This is a genomic window from Microbacterium sp. SCPM-O-B-15248 (M128) (assembly GCF_058214835.1).
Genome location: NZ_JBYQLI010000002.1, coordinates 92287 through 108646, shown reverse-complemented (window position 1 = coordinate 108646; position 16360 = coordinate 92287). Strand labels below are relative to the sequence as shown.

At 69.2% G+C, this 16360-nt stretch carries 16 protein-coding genes, 1 tRNA gene and 1 pseudogene; 14 read left to right on the top strand and 4 right to left on the bottom strand.

The genetic code is table 11. From position 1 onward, the window contains the following. Positions 1 to 49: 49 nt before the first annotated feature. The 3 genes from pyk (at position 50) to AC3E6M_RS03175 (ending at position 2405) form a co-directional block, all read left to right on the top strand. Positions 50 to 1495 carry a pyruvate kinase gene (pyk, locus tag AC3E6M_RS03185; protein WP_138173899.1) on the top strand — a complete coding sequence of 482 codons (1446 nt, stop codon included), beginning with the start codon at positions 50 to 52 and terminating at the stop codon, positions 1493 to 1495. An 81-nt stretch (positions 1496 to 1576) separates the two neighbouring features. Continuing rightward, positions 1577 to 1659 (top strand) — tRNA-Leu (locus tag AC3E6M_RS03180). 125 nt (positions 1660 to 1784) lie between these two features. Further along, entirely contained in the window at positions 1785 to 2405 is a 621-nt protein-coding gene (locus AC3E6M_RS03175; protein ID WP_022877510.1) for an ANTAR domain-containing response regulator, read from the top strand. A gap of 58 nt (positions 2406 to 2463) precedes the next feature. Here the strand turns inward: AC3E6M_RS03175 and AC3E6M_RS03170 are convergent, their stop codons facing one another. Next, complete coding sequence (locus tag AC3E6M_RS03170; RefSeq protein ID WP_490529014.1) at positions 2464 to 2895, bottom strand: hotdog fold thioesterase; 432 nt, start codon at positions 2893 to 2895, stop codon at positions 2464 to 2466. A 59-nt stretch (positions 2896 to 2954) separates the two neighbouring features. Here AC3E6M_RS03170 and polA point away from each other — a divergent pair, with 59 nt between their 5' ends. The 5 genes from polA to AC3E6M_RS03145 all read left to right on the top strand — a co-directional run bounded on the left by polA (position 2955) and on the right by AC3E6M_RS03145 (position 10773). Beyond that, complete coding sequence (polA, locus tag AC3E6M_RS03165) at positions 2955 to 5594, top strand: DNA polymerase I (protein WP_490529013.1); 2640 nt, start codon at positions 2955 to 2957, stop codon at positions 5592 to 5594. 70 nt (positions 5595 to 5664) lie between these two features. After that, on the top strand, positions 5665 to 7341 hold the full coding sequence (locus AC3E6M_RS03160; protein ID WP_490529012.1) for a DUF885 domain-containing protein: 1677 nt from the start codon (positions 5665 to 5667) through the stop codon (positions 7339 to 7341). A 94-nt stretch (positions 7342 to 7435) separates the two neighbouring features. Then, entirely contained in the window at positions 7436 to 8494 is a 1059-nt protein-coding gene (locus AC3E6M_RS03155) for an LLM class flavin-dependent oxidoreductase (RefSeq protein WP_490529011.1), read from the top strand. Further along, complete coding sequence (locus tag AC3E6M_RS03150) at positions 8491 to 9831, top strand: MFS transporter (RefSeq protein ID WP_490529010.1); 1341 nt, start codon at positions 8491 to 8493, stop codon at positions 9829 to 9831. Before AC3E6M_RS03155 ends, AC3E6M_RS03150 begins: the two co-directional genes overlap by 4 nt. Positions 9832 to 9972: 141 nt before the next feature. Beyond that, complete coding sequence (locus tag AC3E6M_RS03145; RefSeq protein ID WP_490529009.1) at positions 9973 to 10773, top strand: SGNH/GDSL hydrolase family protein; 801 nt, start codon at positions 9973 to 9975, stop codon at positions 10771 to 10773. On the opposite strand, the gene AC3E6M_RS03140 is transcribed toward AC3E6M_RS03145, so the two are convergent. Beyond that, positions 10731 to 11315, bottom strand: a complete 585-nt coding sequence (locus tag AC3E6M_RS03140) for a dihydrofolate reductase family protein (protein ID WP_490529008.1) — start codon at positions 11313 to 11315, stop codon at positions 10731 to 10733. The genes AC3E6M_RS03145 and AC3E6M_RS03140 overlap by 43 nt on opposite strands. A 77-nt stretch (positions 11316 to 11392) precedes the next feature. Here AC3E6M_RS03140 and AC3E6M_RS03135 point away from each other — a divergent pair. The 4 genes and pseudogenes from AC3E6M_RS03135 to AC3E6M_RS03120 form a co-directional block, all read left to right on the top strand. Further along, positions 11393 to 12037, top strand: a pseudogene (locus AC3E6M_RS03135) (metalloregulator ArsR/SmtB family transcription factor); the annotation flags it as partial. A gap of 36 nt (positions 12038 to 12073) precedes the next feature. Then, positions 12074 to 12475, top strand: a complete 402-nt coding sequence (locus tag AC3E6M_RS03130; RefSeq protein ID WP_138175240.1) for an arsenate reductase ArsC — start codon at positions 12074 to 12076, stop codon at positions 12473 to 12475. A gap of 32 nt (positions 12476 to 12507) precedes the next feature. After that, the gene (locus AC3E6M_RS03125; RefSeq protein WP_138175238.1) at positions 12508 to 13314 is read left to right on the top strand and encodes an SDR family NAD(P)-dependent oxidoreductase; all 807 of its coding nucleotides are present in this window, start codon (positions 12508 to 12510) and stop codon (positions 13312 to 13314) included. Then, the gene (locus tag AC3E6M_RS03120) at positions 13311 to 13949 is read left to right on the top strand and encodes a DUF6578 domain-containing protein (RefSeq protein WP_490529007.1); all 639 of its coding nucleotides are present in this window, start codon (positions 13311 to 13313) and stop codon (positions 13947 to 13949) included. Before AC3E6M_RS03125 ends, AC3E6M_RS03120 begins: the two co-directional genes overlap by 4 nt. On the opposite strand, the gene AC3E6M_RS03115 is transcribed toward AC3E6M_RS03120, so the two are convergent. After that, positions 13866 to 14177 (bottom strand): hypothetical protein, encoded by a 312-nt coding sequence (locus AC3E6M_RS03115; RefSeq protein ID WP_138175234.1) that lies wholly within the window; start codon positions 14175 to 14177, stop codon positions 13866 to 13868. The genes AC3E6M_RS03120 and AC3E6M_RS03115 overlap by 84 nt on opposite strands. A 103-nt stretch (positions 14178 to 14280) precedes the next feature. Further along, entirely contained in the window at positions 14281 to 14553 is a 273-nt protein-coding gene (locus tag AC3E6M_RS03110) for a hypothetical protein (protein ID WP_138175231.1), read from the bottom strand. A gap of 209 nt (positions 14554 to 14762) precedes the next feature. Here AC3E6M_RS03110 and AC3E6M_RS03105 point away from each other — a divergent pair, with 209 nt between their 5' ends. Both AC3E6M_RS03105 and AC3E6M_RS03100 read left to right on the top strand, forming a co-directional pair. Further along, positions 14763 to 15680, top strand: a complete 918-nt coding sequence (locus tag AC3E6M_RS03105; RefSeq protein ID WP_138175229.1) for an AEC family transporter — start codon at positions 14763 to 14765, stop codon at positions 15678 to 15680. Between the two features lie 79 nt (positions 15681 to 15759). Next, on the top strand, positions 15760 to 16311 hold the full coding sequence (locus AC3E6M_RS03100; protein WP_138175227.1) for an HdeD family acid-resistance protein: 552 nt from the start codon (positions 15760 to 15762) through the stop codon (positions 16309 to 16311). The last annotated feature ends 49 nt before the right edge of the window (positions 16312 to 16360 follow it).

Below are 16360 nucleotides of genomic sequence, written 5' to 3'. Positions count from 1 at the left end.
AAGGGCCGATCGGCCACTTCCCGAATATCCTCACGGAGCTTGAAAACGGATGAGACGCGCCAAGATCGTCGCAACCCTCGGGCCCGCCACGTCGTCGTATGAGATGGTTCGCGCCATCATCGACGCCGGGGTGGACGTCGCCCGACTGAACCTGAGCCACGGAGACTATTCCGTGCACGATGCCAACTTCGCCAACGTCCGCAAGGCGGCGGAGGACGCGGGCCGCCCGGTCGCCGCCCTCGTCGACCTGCAGGGCCCGAAGATCCGTCTCGGCAAGTTCGAGAACGGCCCCCACGACCTGCTGCCCGGCGACATCTTCAAGATCACCGTCGAGGACATCCTCGGCACGAAAGAGATCGTCGGCACGACGTTCAAGGGCCTGCCCCACGACGTCAAGCCGGGCGACTTCCTGCTCATCGACGACGGCAAGGTCCGCGTCGAGGTCGTCGAGACCGACGGCACCGTCGTGACCACCAAGGTCATCGTCGGCGGCCCGGTGTCCAACAACAAGGGCATCAACCTGCCCGGTGTCGCCGTCAACGTCCCCGCCCTGAGCGACAAGGACGAGGCCGACCTGCGCTGGGGCCTGCGGGCCGGTGCCGACCTCATCGCGCTGTCGTTCGTGCGGGATGCCAAGGACATCGAGCGCGTGCACGAGATCATGGGCGAAGAGGGTCGGTACATCCCGGTCATCGCCAAGATCGAAAAGCCGCAGGCGGTCGACAACCTCGAGGAGATCATCGACGCCTTCGACGGCATCATGGTCGCCCGTGGCGACCTCGGCGTCGAGCTTCCCCTCGAGGCGGTCCCGATCGTGCAGAAGCGCGCGGTCGAGCTGTCGCGTCGCATGGCCAAGCCGGTCATCGTCGCCACCCAGATGCTCGAGTCGATGATCACCAACCCGGTGCCCACGCGCGCCGAGACCAGTGACGTCGCCAATGCGGTGCTCGACGGCGCCGACGCCGTCATGCTCTCGGGCGAGACGAGCGTGGGCTCCTACCCCGTCGTCGTGGTCGAGACCATGGCACGCATCGTGGCCTCCACCGAGGAGCACGGCCTCGAGCGCATCCAGCCGCTGACGAACAAGCCGCGCACCCAGGGCGGCGCCATCACGCTCGCCGCCGTCGAGGTGGCCGACTTCGTCGACGCGAAGTACCTGTGCGTCTTCACCGAGTCGGGCGACTCCGCGCGCCGCCTGTCGCGTCTGCGGTCGACAATCCCGATGATCGCGTTCACACCGGAGCCCGGCATCCGCCGCCGTCTGGCGCTGACGTGGGGCGTGCGCTCCACGCTCGTCGAGCACGTGTCGCACACCGACAAGATGTTCCTCCAGGTGGACGACTACCTCCTGTCGCACGACCTCGCGAAGGTCGGCGACAAGGTCGTGGTCATCTCCGGCTCCCCTCCCGGGATCGCCGGTTCGACGAACGACCTGCGCGTGCACCGTGTGGGCGACGCCGTGCACGGCGCCGCTCCCGGGTACCAGGACAACTGACCCGATGATGCGCGCCGGCGACCGCCGGCGCGCATCGTCGCGTGCGGGATCTGCCAGTAGTCTGGGAGATCACGCACGTATGCCGGTGTGGCGGAATGGCAGACGCGGGGCACTCAAAATGCTCTGTCCGAAAGGACGTGTGGGTTCGAGTCCCACCACCGGCACGATGACGGGTCGGCTCTCGCAGGGGAGCCGACCCGATATCCTTTTCCCCCGCGGCGCCGCACGGCGTCGCACATCGAGGTCGCCGTACAGGGTGATCCTCCAGCCACAGTCTTAGGATGGAACCGTGACAGATCACGAAGCCGCGCCGGTGAGCGCGCCCACCGCCCCCCGTCGCGTCGTCGTGGCGGAAGACGAGTCGCTCATCCGCCTCGACATCGTCGAGATCCTGCGCGACAACGGCTTCGACGTCGTCGGTGAAGCCGGAGACGGCGAGACCGCCGTGCAGCTGGCCACCGAGCTGCGCCCCGACCTGGTCATCATGGATGTCAAGATGCCGCAGCTCGACGGCATCAGCGCCGCCGAGAAGCTGAGCAAGAACCACATCGCGCCGGTCGTGCTGCTGACGGCGTTCAGCCAGAAGGAGCTCGTCGAGCGTGCGAGCGAGGCCGGTGCCCTGGCGTACGTGGTCAAGCCGTTCACGCCGAACGACCTGCTGCCCGCGATCGAGATCGCCCTGGCCCGCTACGAGCAGATCATCACGCTCGAGGCCGAGGTGGCCGACATGGTCGAGCGCTTCGAGACGCGCAAGCTCGTCGACCGCGCCAAGGGCCTGCTGAACGAGAAGATGGGCCTGTCCGAGCCCGAGGCGTTCCGCTGGATCCAGAAGGCGTCGATGGACCGTCGCCTCACGATGCAGGACGTCGCGAAGGCCATCATCGAGCAGCTCGCCCCCAAGAAGGGCTGACGCGACCCTCGTCAGAAATGGATGCCACCGCGGTGGCATCCATTTCTCGTTTCCGGCCTCAGGAGACCGCGACGTCCTTGATGAGGTTCGTGATGCGGATCGTCGAACAGCGTCGACCCTGCTCGTCGGACACGGCGATCTCGTGGACGGTGAGCGAGCGGCCGAGGTGGATCGGGGTGCACACGCCGGTCACGACGCCGGAGGTCGCCGAGCGCGTGTGGGTGGCGTTGATGTCGATGCCCACCGCCAGTCGTCCGGCGCCCGCGTAGAGGTTGGCGGCCATCGAGCCGAGCGACTCGCCGAGGACGACGTACGCGCCGCCGTGCAGCAGACCGACCGGCTGCGTGTTGCCCTCGACGGGCATCGTGGCGACGCTCCGCTCGACCGAGAACTCCACCCATTCGATGCCCATCTTCTCGGCGAGGGCGCCCATTCCGCGCTCCTTGGCCCAGTCGAGACCGGGGGTGGTGTCGGGGGTCGTGGAGGTCATCGTCGCCTTCGAGGAGCCGGGGCCGGGGGAGTGTCCGTGGTTCTCGTTACGCTGGACGAGTGACGGATGCCGAAAAGCCTACTCTCCTCGTCGTTGACGGCCACTCGCTGGCCTACCGGGCGTTCTACGCCCTGCCCGTCGACAACTTCTCCACGAAGGACGGCCAACACACCAACGGCATCTACGGCTTCCTGTCGATGTTCGTCAACCTCGTCAAGGCCGAGAAACCCACCCATCTGGCCGTGGCCTTCGACACGTCGCGGCAGTCGTTCCGCACGCGCGAGTACACCGAGTACAAGGCCAACCGCAGCGAGTCCCCGGCCGAGTTCAAGGGACAGATCCCCCTCCTCCAGGACTGCCTGCGCGCCATGAACGTGCCGGTGCTGACGAAAGAGGACTTCGAGGCCGACGACATCCTCGCGACGCTCGCCACCGAGGGCGCCGACGAGGGATTCTCGGTGCTCGTGTGCTCGGGCGACCGCGACACGATCCAGCTCGTCACCGATGACGTCACGCTGCTCTACCCCAACGTGCAGGGCGTCTCGCAGCTCAAGCGCTACGACACCGACGCCGTGGTCGAGAAATACGGCCTGCCGCCGGCGCAGTACCCCGAGATCGCCGCCCTGGTCGGCGAGACGAGCGACAACCTGCCCGGCGTCCCCAAGGTCGGCGAGAAGACCGCCGTGAAGTGGCTGACCCAGTGGGGGTCGCTCGAGGCGCTGCTCGAGAACGCCGACAAGGTCACGGGTGTCGTGGGCAACAACCTGCGCGAGCACCTCGACGACGTCAAGCGCAACCGCGCGCTGAACCGCCTGCTCCGCGATGTCGAGCTGCCCGTGCGCCCCGCCGATCTGGCGCTGCAGCCCATCGACACCCAGGCCGTGCGCGACATCTTCGCGCGCCTCGAATTCCGCACCCTGCTGCCGCGCGTCTTCGATGCGTTCGGCGCCGACCCCTCGGGTGCCGCCGAAGAGGCCCGCCCCACCGCCGCGGCCCCGACCGCCGCGCCCCTCGACGCCCAGGAGATCGCCGCGTGGGCCGCCGCCGCCACGGGCACCGTGGGGGTGACTCTCGCCCTCGTCGGGTCGACCCCGACGCGCATCGGCCTGGCCACGGCCGACTCCGCGGCCGAGGCCGAGTGGAGCGACGCGGTCCGGGACGCCCTCGCCGGGTGGTTGGCATCCGATGCGCCGAAGGCGTTCGCCGGCGCGAAGCCGCAGGTCAAGGCCCTCGCCCGCGAGGGCGTCGTGGTCGGAGGGATCGCCGACGACGTGATCGTCGCCGGATGGCTCGTGCGTCCAAGCTTCCCCGACAAGACGCTCGCCGACCTCGTCGACCGCTACCTCGACGAGAAACTGCCCGAGGCCGATCCGACGCAACTCGTTCCCGAGACCGACGGGGCGACCCCGGGCCAGCTGTCCTGGTACGTGCTCCGGGTGTCCGAGGCGCAGCGCGCCGAGCTGCCCGAATCGGTCGCCGGCGTCCTCGACGACATCGAGCTGCCCACACTCGGCGCCCTCGCCGGCATGGAGCTCGCGGGCGTGGCCGTCTCGCACGAGAAGCTGTCCGCCTTCTCGGGCGAGCTCGCCGAACGTGCCGAGCAGCTGGCGCAGCAGGCCTACGCCTCGATCGGGCACGAGGTGAACCTCGGTTCGCCCAAGCAACTGCAAGAAGTGCTGTTCGACGAGCTCCAGCTGCCGAAGACCCGCAAGACCAAGAGCGGGTACACCACGGATGCCGCCGCCCTCGCCGACCTGCAAGAGAACGCGCACCACCCGTTCCTCGACCTGCTGCTGCGCCACCGCGAGGCCACGAAGCTCAAGCAGATCATCGACGCGTTGGACGCGGCGATCGGCCCGGACGGCCGCATCCACACGACGTACGTGCAGACCGGCAGCCAGACCGGGCGCCTGTCGAGCACCGACCCGAACCTGCAGAACATCCCGATCCGCACCGAAGAGAGCCGTCGCATCCGCGCCGCGTTCGAAGTGGGCGAGGGCTACGAGACCCTGCTGACCGCCGACTACTCGCAGATCGAGATGCGCATCATGGCGCACCTGTCCGGCGATCCCGGCCTCATCGAGGCATTCAACTCCGGAGAAGACCTGCACCGGTTCGTCGGTTCGCGCGTCTTCGGTGTCGAGCCCTCCGAGGTCACCCCCGCGATGCGCACGAAGGTCAAGGCGATGTCGTACGGCCTCGTCTACGGCCTGTCGGCTTTCGGACTGTCCAAGCAGCTGCGCATCGAGCAGTCCGAGGCCAAGCAGCTCATGCTCGAGTACTTCGCCCGGTTCGGGGCGGTGCGCGACTACCTGCGCGGCTCCGTCGAGCAGGCCCGGCAGGACGGCTACACCGAGACGATCTGCGGCCGGCGGCGTCCCTTCCCCGACCTCACCAGCATGAACCGCGTGCTGCGCGAGAACGCCGAGCGCGCCGCGCTCAACGCCCCGATCCAGGGCAGCGCCGCCGACATCATGAAGATCGCCCTGTTCCGCATCCGCAACGAACTGGCATCCGCGGGCCTGCGTTCGCGCGTGCTGCTGCAGATCCACGACGAACTGGTCGTCGAGGTCGCGCCGGGGGAGTGGGATGCCGTGGAGTCGATCGTGCGCGCGCGCATGGCCGACGCGGCCGACCTCACGGTGCCGCTCGACGTGCAGATCGGCCGGGGCGGCGACTGGGACGAAGCGGGGCACTGACGGCGGGATCCGTGACCGCGGTCGCGGCCCCCGGGTGGCCAGGGTCCCGTGCCTTCCCTAGGCTCGATGCATGACTGATGCACAACGCACCCCCACGCCGATCGACACGATCGCCGATGCGTGGGTGGACACCCTGGCCGAGCGCGTCCCCACGCTCGCCACCTACATCGGACGCACCGAGTTCAACGACCGCTTCGGCGACTACAGCCCCGAGGGCGCGAACGAGCTCGCCGACCAGGCGCGGGCCACGAAGGCCGCCCTCGACAACGCCACTCCCGTCGACGCGATCGACGAGGTCACGAAGATGGACCTGGGGCGCGAGCTCGACCTGCATCTCGAGCTCCACGCCGCCCAGACCCACCTGCGCGACGTCAACGTGATCGCCTCGCCCGCGCAGGACCTGCGCCAGGCGTTCGATCTGATGCCCACCGCGACGGTGGACGACTGGTCGACGATCTCCACGCGACTGAAGGCACTGCCGGGCGCCATCGACGGCTACATCGCGACGCTGCGCGAGGGCATGGCCCGCGGTGTGGTGCCCGCCCGACGCCAGGTCGTCGAGGTGGCGACGCAGATCGGGCGCTACACGGCCGACACCGGCTTCTTCGCGGAGTTCGTCGGCGACGCCGCCCCGGACGAGGGCCAGCTACCCGCGTCGCTCGCCCGCGAGCTCGCGCAGAACTCCGGGGCCGCCCGGGTCGCGTACGACGCCCTGGCATCCTTCCTGTCGGCCGAGCTCGCCCCGGTCGCGGGCGAGGCCGACGGCGTGGGTCGCGAACTGTACGCGCTGCACTCGCGCCAATTCCTCGGCGCGACGATCGACCTCGACGAGACCTACGAGTGGGGCGTCGCGGAGCTCGCTCGTATGGTCGCCGAGCAGGAGTCGATCGCGAACGAGATCCTCCCCGGCGCGAGCGTCGAAGAGGCCGTGGCGTTCCTCGAGAAGGACGAGTCGCGCAAGCTCCACGGCACCGCGGCCCTCCAGGAGTGGATGCAGCGGACGAGCGACCGCGCGGTGGAGGAGCTGGGCCGCACCCACTTCGACATCGCCGAGCCCATCCGGCGCCTCGAGTGCATGATCGCCCCCACGAAGGAGGGCGGCATCTACTACACCGGCCCCACCGATGACTTCTCGCGCCCGGGACGCATGTGGTGGTCGGTGCCCGAAGGCGTCGACAGCTTCGACACGTGGCGCGAGCTGACGACCGTCTACCACGAGGGCGTTCCGGGCCACCACCTGCAGATCGCGCAGGCGGTCTACAACCGCGGCGAACTGAACTCGTGGCGGCGTCTCCTCGCCGGGACCAGCGGTCACGCCGAGGGCTGGGCACTGTACGCCGAGCGCCTCATGGAACAGCTCGGGTACCTCGACGACCCCGCCGACCGCCTGGGCATGCTCGACGGGCAGCGGATGCGCGCCGCCCGCGTGGTGCTCGACATCGGCGTGCACCTGGGCAAGCCGCGGCTCGACGGCGAGGGTGTCTGGGACCACGACTACGCCCTGGCCTTCATGCTGCGCAACGTCAACATGCCCGAGGAGTTCGTCCGCTTCGAGGTCAACCGCTACCTCGGCTGGCCGGGCCAGGCGCCGTCGTACAAGGTGGGCCAGCGCATCTGGGAGCAGGTGCGCGACGAGGCCCGCGAGCGCGAGGGAGCGGCCTTCTCGATGAAGGCGTTCCACACGAAGGCGCTCGACATCGGCGGCGTCGGACTCGACACGCTGCGCCAGGCACTGGCATCCGCCTGATCCGGATCGGGGCGTTCCCGAAAGGGGACGCCCCGATTCACGGGAATAGCGGCGGGGGGCATAAAGTTCATTCATCCGAATGCAAGGAGACGCCATGAACGATCGCCCCGTCGAGCTCGGACTCGACACCTTCGGAGACATCTCTCGCGGCCCCGACGGCAGCCTGCAGTCCGACGCGCAGACCATCCGCAACGTCGTGGATCAGGCCGTGCTCGCCGACCAGGTCGGTCTGTCGTTCTTCGGCGTGGGGGAGCACCACCGCAAGGACTTCGCCGTCACGAGCCCCGAGATCGTGCTCGCCGCCGCCGCCGCGCGGACGTCGAACATCCACCTCGGCACCGCCGTCACGGTGCTCTCGTCCGACGACCCGGTGCGCGTGTACGAGCGGTTCGCGACCCTGGATGCCGTCTCGAACGGCCGCGCCGAGGTGATCCTCGGTCGAGGATCGTTCATCGAGTCGTTCCCGCTGTTCGGCTACGACCTCCGCGACTACGAGCAGCTCTTCGAGGAGAAGCTCGAGCTGTTCTCGTTGCTTCTCGACGAGAAGCCCGTGACGTGGCAGGGACGCACTCGCGCCGGCCTGCAAGACGCCGATGTGTACCCCAAGACGGAGAACGGCTTGAAGGCGTGGGTCGGTGTGGGCGGCTCTCCCGAGTCGGTCGTGCGCGCGGCGCGCTACGGCTACGGTCTGGTGCTCGCCATCATCGGGGGATCCTCGGCCCGCTTCCGTCCCTTCGCCGACCTGTACCGCCGGTCGCTCGACGAGCTGGGGAAGCCGCAGATGCCCATCTCGGTGCACTCGCCCGGGCACGTCGCCGAGACGGACCAGCAGGCGTGGGAAGAGGCCTACGAGGGCGTCGCCGAGCTGAACAACACCATCGGCCGCGAGCGTGGCTGGCCCGAGTACAACCGCCTGCGTTTCCAGCATGACGTCGGCCCCGAGGGGTCGATGTACATCGGTTCGCCCGAGACCGTCGCCCGGAAGATCGCGGCGACGGTGCGGGCTCTGGGCAACTCCCGCTTCCAGCTGAAGTTCGCCAGCGGCTCGATCTCGCACGATCGCCTCATGTCGAGCATCGAGCTGTACGGCACGCGCGTCCTCCCGCTCGTGCACGAGATGCTCGCCGACACCGAGACCGCCGGCATCCGGTGACCACCTCGACCGACGTCGCGCGCATCGCCGACCGCCTCGACGCCCTTCCGTTCACCCGCCGCCACGGCCGCGTGCTGGGCGGGTCGGGTCTCGGGTGGGCACTGGATGCCATGGACGTCGGGCTCATCTCCTTCGTCATCGCGGCCCTCGCGGCGCAGTGGCAGCTCGCGCCGACCGAGGCGTCATGGATCGCGTCGGCGGGCTTCGCCGGCATGGCGATCGGCGCGAGCCTGGGCGGACTGCTGGCCGACCGTTTCGGTCGACGTTCGGTCTTCGCCCTGACGCTTCTGGTCTACGGCCTCGCGACCGGGGCGAGCGCGCTGGTCGGGGGTCTGGCCGCCCTGCTCGTCCTGCGGTTCGTCGTCGGTCTCGGACTCGGGGCCGAACTGCCGGTCGCCTCGACGTATGTGAGCGAATTCGCTCCGGCGCGCATGCGCGGACGCGTCATCGTCTTCCTCGAGGCGTTCTGGGCGATCGGCTGGACCGCGGCGGCCGTGATCGGCTATCTGGTGGTGCCTGCGTCGGCAGACGGGTGGCGCTGGGCGTTCGCGCTGGGCGCGATCCCCGCCGCCTACGCGCTGATCGTGCGCTGGGGTCTCCCGGAGTCGGCGCGCTGGCTGGCAAGTCGGGGGAGGGATGCCGAGGCCTCGGCGATCGTGCGCGACTTCGAGGCCGCGGCAGGTCGCGTGTCGTTCACTCCCGCCCCGACGGAGACGGGCCCGTCGCACGCCGCGCCGCGCGCCCGCGTGTCGGCTCTGTGGGCGGCGCCGCTCCGCGGCCGGACCACCGCCCTGTGGCTGCTGTGGTTCTGCGTGAACTTCTCGTACTACGGGGCGTTCATCTGGATCCCGACGATCCTCGTGTCCCAGGGGTACGACCTCGTGCGCTCCTTCGGCTTCACGCTCATCATCACGCTCGCCCAGCTGCCCGGCTACGCCGTCGCGGCCTGGCTGATCGAGGCGTGGGGTCGCCGGGCGACGCTCGCGACCTTCCTCGCGGGTTCCGCCGTGGCCGCGGTGTTCTTCGGCACGGCCTCGGGCGAGGTGGCGGTCATCGCGGCAGGCATGGCCCTGTCGTTCTTCAACCTCGGCGCGTGGGGTGCGCTGTACGCCGCCACCCCCGAGACGTATCCGACGCCGTTGCGGGCGACCGGGGCCGGGTGGGCGGCCGGCGTGGGCCGGATCGCGTCGATCATCGCGCCGTTGAGTGTTCCGCCGCTGCTCGGTGTCGGCGGTGCTCCGCTGCTGTTCGTGGTGTTCGCGGCGTTCTTCGCGGTCGCGGTCGTCGCGGCGCTGTTCATGCGCGAGGAGCGCGGCCGGGCACTGGCCGAGGGCTGACGCGGTTCCCCTCCACCGCGGTCGGTTGGGGGCGCATTTCGTGCTTCGGGGCGTGAATCATCCGCCCCAAAGCACGGATCGCGCCCCGAACCCGACTGCCGCACCCGCGGTGAGACCCCGCGCCGAGCGTAGGCTGAGCGGATGGCATCCGTGCGCTACGTCGCGATCGGCGACTCGTTCACCGAAGGCGTCGGCGATGAGCTGCCCGACGGCACCGTCCGCGGTTGGGCCGATCTCGCGGCGCAGGGATGGGCGGATGCCACGGGCGAGCCGGTCCACTACGCGAATCTCGCGATCCGCGGCAAACTCGTGCAGCCCATCGTCGCCGAGCAGCTCGAGCCCGCGCTCGCTCTGAAACCGACGCACCTGTCGTTCAACGGCGGCGGTAACGACATGCTGCGTCCGCGTACCGGGATCGAGCGGATCGTCGACGTGTTCGACCACGTCGTGCGGCGGTGCGACGAGGAGGGCGTGCAGCTCATCGTCCTGTCGGGGGCGAACCCGTCGGCGGGGCTTCCGCTCGGGCGGGTCGTGCAGGCCCGCGGCGACCGGCTGTCGTCCGCCGTCGAAGCACGGCTGCAGCACCGCCCCGACGTCATCACCGCGTACAACTGGTTCGATCGCGAACTCGCCGGCCCCGAGTTCTGGTCGGTCGACCGCCTGCACATGAACGCGCGCGGGCATCACCGCGTCGCCGCCCGGGTGCTCGAGTCGGTCGGACTTTCGGCGCCGGGGGAGTGGTGGCATCTGCGCGACATCCCCGACAGCCAGCGACTGAAGGGCACGGCGTACTACCGCGAACACGTGGCGCCCTGGGTACGCCGACGCTTGACCGGCACATCCTCGGGCGACGGCCGCGCCGCGAAGTTCGGCGGGGGCTGGACCGAGCTCACGCCCCTTCAGGGCCGCGGCTCCTCGTCCGACGGCCTCGCGACCTCGTAGACCACCTCGACGAACTGCCCCGCGCGCTGCACGGCGACCAGGGTCAGCCGGTCGGCGCCGAGAACCCGGGGGAGCAGAGGCTTTCCTGAGCCGAGAGTCACGGGAGCGATCGAGAGACGGATCTCGTCGAGCATCCCGGCATCGATGAACTGACCCGCAAGGTCGCCGCCGCCCACGACCCACAGGTCACCCGTGCCCGCGGCGTCCCGCATCGACTCGGAATGCCCCCGCACGTCACCCGACACGAGACGGATGTCCGCACCCGGAATCGGCGGCAGCGAGCGAGAGGAGAAGACGAACGTCGGCCGCGTGCCGTACATCGCCGTCCATTTCTCGGGCGCGTCGAGCAGCCGCTCGTGACGGAGGAGCCACTCGTAGGTCGCCGAGCCCATCACCATCGCACCCACGTCCACCATGAAGTCGCCGAAAGCCGCCTCGGCGTCGTCGCTGCCGGGAACGGCGAAGAGCCACGCGAGCCCGTCGTCGTCGGTCGCGAGGTGTCCATCGAGGGTGGTGGCGGTGTGGAAGATCGTGCGGTTCATGCTCGCACGATAGCCGCGACGTCCGACATTGCGGAGCCGGACTTGACCTCCCGCATTAACTCAACAATCATTGAGGCATGCCCGTTCCGTCGATCGAACTCCGTGCCGCGCGCCACGCCGCGCTGGCGGATCCGGCGCGCCTGCGCGTCGTCGATCTCCTCGCCCTCGGCGATCTGTCGCCGCAGCAGCTGGGGGAGCGGGTGGGGGTGGCATCCAATCTCCTGTCCCACCATCTCAAGGTTCTCGAGGCGGCGGGGCTGGTGGATCGTCGCCGCTCGGAGGGTGACGGACGCCGCAGCTATGTGCGCCTCGTCGCGGACGCCCTGCCGTCCGAGGAGGGCGTCGGCGATCTGCGCGCCCCTCGCGTGGTGTTCGTGTGCACCGCGAACTCCGCCCGGTCGCAGCTCGCCGAGTATCTGTGGCGGGCGCGCACGTCGATCACCACAGCGTCCGCCGGAACGCTGCCCGCCGACGGCGTCGCGGAAGGTGCCGTCGCCGTCGCCGCCGCCCACGGACTCGACCTGTCCGACGCCACCCCGAAGACCCTCGACGAGGTGGCGCGCCCCGACGATCTGCGGATCACCGTGTGCGACCGCGCGCGCGAGTCCGTGGCATCCACCGATCTGCACTGGTCGATCCCCGACCCCGTCCGGGTCGGCACCCGCGCCTCGTTCGAGGCCGCGTTCGACGAGATCTCCCACCGCATCGACGCCCTGCTGCCGCACGTGCGCGCCGCCCGACCCCGAAGAGAGAGACCTATGTCACGTCCCACCGTTCTGTTCGTCTGCGTCCACAACGCCGGCCGGTCCCAGATGGCCGCCGGCTACCTGCGGCACCTCGCGGGCGACCGCATCGACGTGCTGTCGGCGGGCTCGGAACCGAAGGAGCAGATCAACCCCGTCGCGATCGAGGTGATGGCCGAGGAGGGCATCGACATCGCGGGGAACACCCCGAAGATCCTGACGGTGGATGCCGTCCGCGAATCGGACGTCGTCATCACGATGGGCTGCGGCGACGCGTGCCCCATCTTCCCCGGCAAGCGGTACGAGGACTGGCAGCTCGACGACCCGGCGGGCCAGGCTGCCACGGCGGTCCGGCACATCCGCGACGACATCCGCGGTCGCGTCGAGACGCTGATCGGCGAGCTCGCGGGGGAGTGATCGGTGTCGGCGGTCGGGTCTAGGGTCGAGCCATGACCCGCACTGCTCTCGTCACCGGTACCTCCAGCGGAATCGGTCTGCACACCGCCGTCGGCCTCGCGAAGGCCGGCCTCTCCGTCGTCGCCACGGTGCGCGACACGTCCCGCGCCGACGCGCTGCGCGAGGCCGCCGACGCCGCGGGCGTGACCCTGGACATCCGGGCGCTCGAGGTCACCGACGCCGACGCCGCAGCCGTGCTCGTCGCCGACCTCGGTGTCGTGGACGTCCTCGTCAACAACGCGGGGCGCGGCGCCGTCGGAACCCTCGAACAGCTCTCGGATGCCGACCTCCAGGCGCAGCTCGACACCAACTACCTCTCGGTCGCCCGGCTCACCCGACTCGTGCTGCCCGGCATGCGCGAACGCGGTCACGGCCGCATCGTCACGGTCACGAGCGTCGGGGGAGCGGTAGGTCAGCCGTTCGCCGACGCGTATTGCGGCGCGAAGTTCGCCGTCGAGGGTCTGATGCAGTCGCTCGCGCCGGTCGTCGCGCCGTTCGGTATCGACGTCGCGATCGTCGAGCCCGCCGCCGTGGCGTCGTCGTTCACCGGCTCCGTCGACCACTACGAGGGCGGGGCGTATCAGGCGCAGCTCGATGCCTATCTCGCCCGCACGGCGGCGTCGTTCGCGCAGGCGCAGTCGGCGGAGGATGCCGCGAAGACGGTGATCGAAGCGGCGATCACCGAGTCTCCGAAGTTCCGGTGGCAGACGTCGGAGGCGGCGGTCCGCTTCGCCGGTCTCTCGCTCGGCGATCTCGACGGTTCGCGCGTGATCGGCGTGACGTCGGAATGGATCCGGTGACAGCCGTCACCACCCGCGTCTGGCTCGACACGTGGGAGTGGGCGTGCTGCGGCGACCCGTTCGGCATCGGCGACGAGGTCGATCTGCTGGTGCGCACGCGTACGCCGTCGCCGGCGTTCATCGAGAGCGTCGGCCCCGAACTCGCTGCCAGCATCGACGCGATCGAGTCCCACCACCAGGAGACGCCGTCGACCCCGGAGGACCGGGTGCAAGGTCGGGTACGCGGCATCCATGCGGTCGTTCAGGAACACATCGAGACGCGACACCTGCGCCGCCCCGGCTTCGGCGCGCCTCCGGATGCCGAGATGCCCGCGGAGGGTGAGGAGTGGCCGTTCACCGGTCGAGATCTCGGCAACGGGGTCATGATCGGCTCGCGTCCATCCACATGGATGATCGAGAGCGTTCCCGTTCCCGGTGCGGTCACACTGGCCCCGCGAGATCGTGTGCCGCGCGAGGCCTCCGACGCGGAGGCCGCACCGCGCATCACGGAATCCGAACCCCCGCCCGAGCGGCGCACCACGTCCGTCGTCGCGTGGGTCGTCGACGTCGCGTCAGAGCCGGGAGATGAGCAGGAGTCCGACGAGGATCTCGAGGAGCACGCCCACGGCCAAGAGAGAGGGCAGAGTCGGGCGTGAGGCCGTGACGCCGAGACCGAGAGCGATGAATCCGGCGATCCCGAAAACCACCGACGAGCACCAGAAGACGACGATCGGCAGGATCACCGCCATGCTCGACGCGCCCGACAGCGTCGCGTTCAGCCCGAAGGTCCACAGCAGGACGAACGTCAACGTCGCGAGAGCGATGGACGAGAGCACGATCGACGCGGTGCGCCCGCGGTCGCGAGGGAGTCGGGGGGAACTCATCCGGTCAGCGTAGCGGCCGAGTACCTCCGTCGCGGGAGACTCGAATCTCGGCAACCTGACATAATGTGCATTATCGGCGTGTTTACAGAGCGGCGTTCTGTCGTTACTCGCCAACGCCGCTCGTGCGCACATGGACGGTTCTTGCGGGTAGATGCATGAGCATGTAGACACCGCAGAACCCTAAAGCCAGGCCGACCACGGCGGAGGTCGCCGCAATCTTTGTGAACTCTCCGGTCGCGTCTCCGAAGCCCATGATCAGCAGTGTCAGGAAGCTGGCGAGAGCGATGATCACAGCTGAGATGAGGATGAGGCTCACACCGGCTGCGATCGCGAGCGGGCGCCGCGAGGTTCCCCGTGTCGTAGATTCGGCCGCCATGAGGTCATCTTCTCATTGCAGGTCGAGAACGGTGGGCTCTGGGCGCTCGCCTGCGGGCAGGTGCAGGCCACCAGGAGTGGGCCGTTCGTCCTTCCAACCTCCGTCCGAGCCCGCGAACGACAGCTCCTGACCACCGCCACCGGTAGGCTCGCCTCAATGGAATCGCGCCGTCGCTCCCGCGACGCGCGGGCCTACCCCGGGACCGCGGCATGAGTGGCATCCTGACCGGTTTCGCCGTCATCGGGCTCGCCGTGGTCGTCGGTTACGTCGTCGCCCGCATCGACCTGCTCGGGCCGCACGCGCGCCCGGTGCTGAGCCGACTGACGTTCTTCGTGCTGTCGCCGTTCCTGCTGTTCGTCGTGCTCGCCCGCGCCGACGTGAAGACCCTGTTCTCGGCGCTCCTCCCCGTGTCGATGATCACCGCCGCCGTCATCATCTTCGGCTACGCGCTCGTCTCCGCGCTGGTCTTGCGTCGGAGCACGGCCGAGACGGTCATCGGCGCGCTGTCGGCGGGTCAGGTGAACAGCAACAACATCGGCATCCCGATTTCGCTCTACATGCTGGGCAACGCGGCGTATTCGGCCCCGGTGATCCTGTTCCAGCTGCTGATCCTCATGCCGATCGCCCTGGCGATCCTGGATGCCGCGACCTCGGGCGTGCGCTCGCCCCGGCGCATCCTCACCCAGACGGCGAAGAACCCCATGCTGATCGGTTCCGTGATGGGGGTCATCGTCGCGGTGCTCGACATCGACCTGCCGCCGATCGTCATGGATCCCCTGACGTTCTTCGCCGCGGCCTGCGTCCCGATCCTGCTCATGTCGTACGGCATGTCTCTGTACGGCCAGCGGGTGCTCACCGAACCCGGTCGCCGTGTCGACGTGGTGATCGCCACGACGCTCAAACTCCTCGTGATGCCGGCGGTCGCGTGGGGTGTCGCGGTGGCGTTCTCGCTGCCGACCGATCAGGTCTTCATCGTCGTCGTCCTCGCCGCGCTGCCGACCGCGCAGAACGTCTTCAACTTCGCCCAGCGATACGGCGTCGGCGAGATCCTGTCGCGCGACGTGGTGTTGCTCTCGACCATCGGGTGCCTCCCCGTCCTGTTCGGAGTCGCCCTGTTGCTGGGATGACGTCGGTCCCCCACGACGTTCATCGCAGGGTCTAAGGTGAGGCTCGAAGCTCTCAGCATTCGTCCAGGAAAGGCTCGCCATGTCCACCTCCACCTCGTCCAGTACGCCCGCGGTGCGGGCGGTACGCACCGCCCTGGCCGTCAGCGGTGCGGTCTCCCTGATCGTCGGTCTCCTGATCCTGCTGTGGCCCGGGCGCACCGCCCAGGTCGCGGTCGGCATCATCGCCGTCTACGTCATCATCGCCGGCCTCGTGAACATCGGGATCGGCATCTTCTTCCGCTCCGGATGGGCGCGCATCGGCTACATCGTGCTGGGCCTGCTGTTCATCGTCGCGGGCATCTTCTCGTTCGCGAACCTCGCCGCCACCACGGCCTGGTTCGGCGTCTTCGTCGGCACGCTCGTCGGCATCCTGTGGATCATCGAGGGCATCGTCTCACTGACCACTCTCGGCGACGGCTCGTCGAAGGCGTGGACGATCTTCTTCGCGATCATCAGCATCCTCGCGGGCATCGTGCTGCTGTTCTCGCCGCTGCTCGGCGCGGTGACGCTCTTCCTGCTGATCGGCGTCTCGCTCATCGTCCTGGGTGTGTTCCAGATCGTGCGCGCGATCCGCTTCGGCAAAGAGGTCTGACTCCTCCGCACCAGAGAAGGGGCCCGGATGCCATGGCATCCGGGCCCCT

Coding starts and splice junctions, on each gene's coding strand:
- AC3E6M_RS03140 (WP_490529008.1), bottom strand. CDS start 11,315: ATGAACCGCACGATCTTCCACACCGCCACCACCCTCGATGGACACCTC.
- pyk (WP_138173899.1), top strand. CDS start 50: ATGAGACGCGCCAAGATCGTCGCAACCCTCGGGCCCGCCACGTCGTCG.
- AC3E6M_RS03160 (WP_490529012.1), top strand. CDS start 5,665: ATGACTGATGCACAACGCACCCCCACGCCGATCGACACGATCGCCGAT.
- AC3E6M_RS03130 (WP_138175240.1), top strand. CDS start 12,074: ATGTCACGTCCCACCGTTCTGTTCGTCTGCGTCCACAACGCCGGCCGG.
- AC3E6M_RS03110 (WP_138175231.1), bottom strand. CDS start 14,553: ATGGCGGCCGAATCTACGACACGGGGAACCTCGCGGCGCCCGCTCGCG.
- AC3E6M_RS03125 (WP_138175238.1), top strand. CDS start 12,508: ATGACCCGCACTGCTCTCGTCACCGGTACCTCCAGCGGAATCGGTCTG.
- AC3E6M_RS03100 (WP_138175227.1), top strand. CDS start 15,760: ATGTCCACCTCCACCTCGTCCAGTACGCCCGCGGTGCGGGCGGTACGC.
- AC3E6M_RS03170 (WP_490529014.1), bottom strand. CDS start 2,895: ATGACCTCCACGACCCCCGACACCACCCCCGGTCTCGACTGGGCCAAG.
- AC3E6M_RS03115 (WP_138175234.1), bottom strand. CDS start 14,177: ATGAGTTCCCCCCGACTCCCTCGCGACCGCGGGCGCACCGCGTCGATC.
- AC3E6M_RS03105 (WP_138175229.1), top strand. CDS start 14,763: ATGAGTGGCATCCTGACCGGTTTCGCCGTCATCGGGCTCGCCGTGGTC.
- AC3E6M_RS03155 (WP_490529011.1), top strand. CDS start 7,436: ATGAACGATCGCCCCGTCGAGCTCGGACTCGACACCTTCGGAGACATC.
- AC3E6M_RS03145 (WP_490529009.1), top strand. CDS start 9,973: ATGGCATCCGTGCGCTACGTCGCGATCGGCGACTCGTTCACCGAAGGC.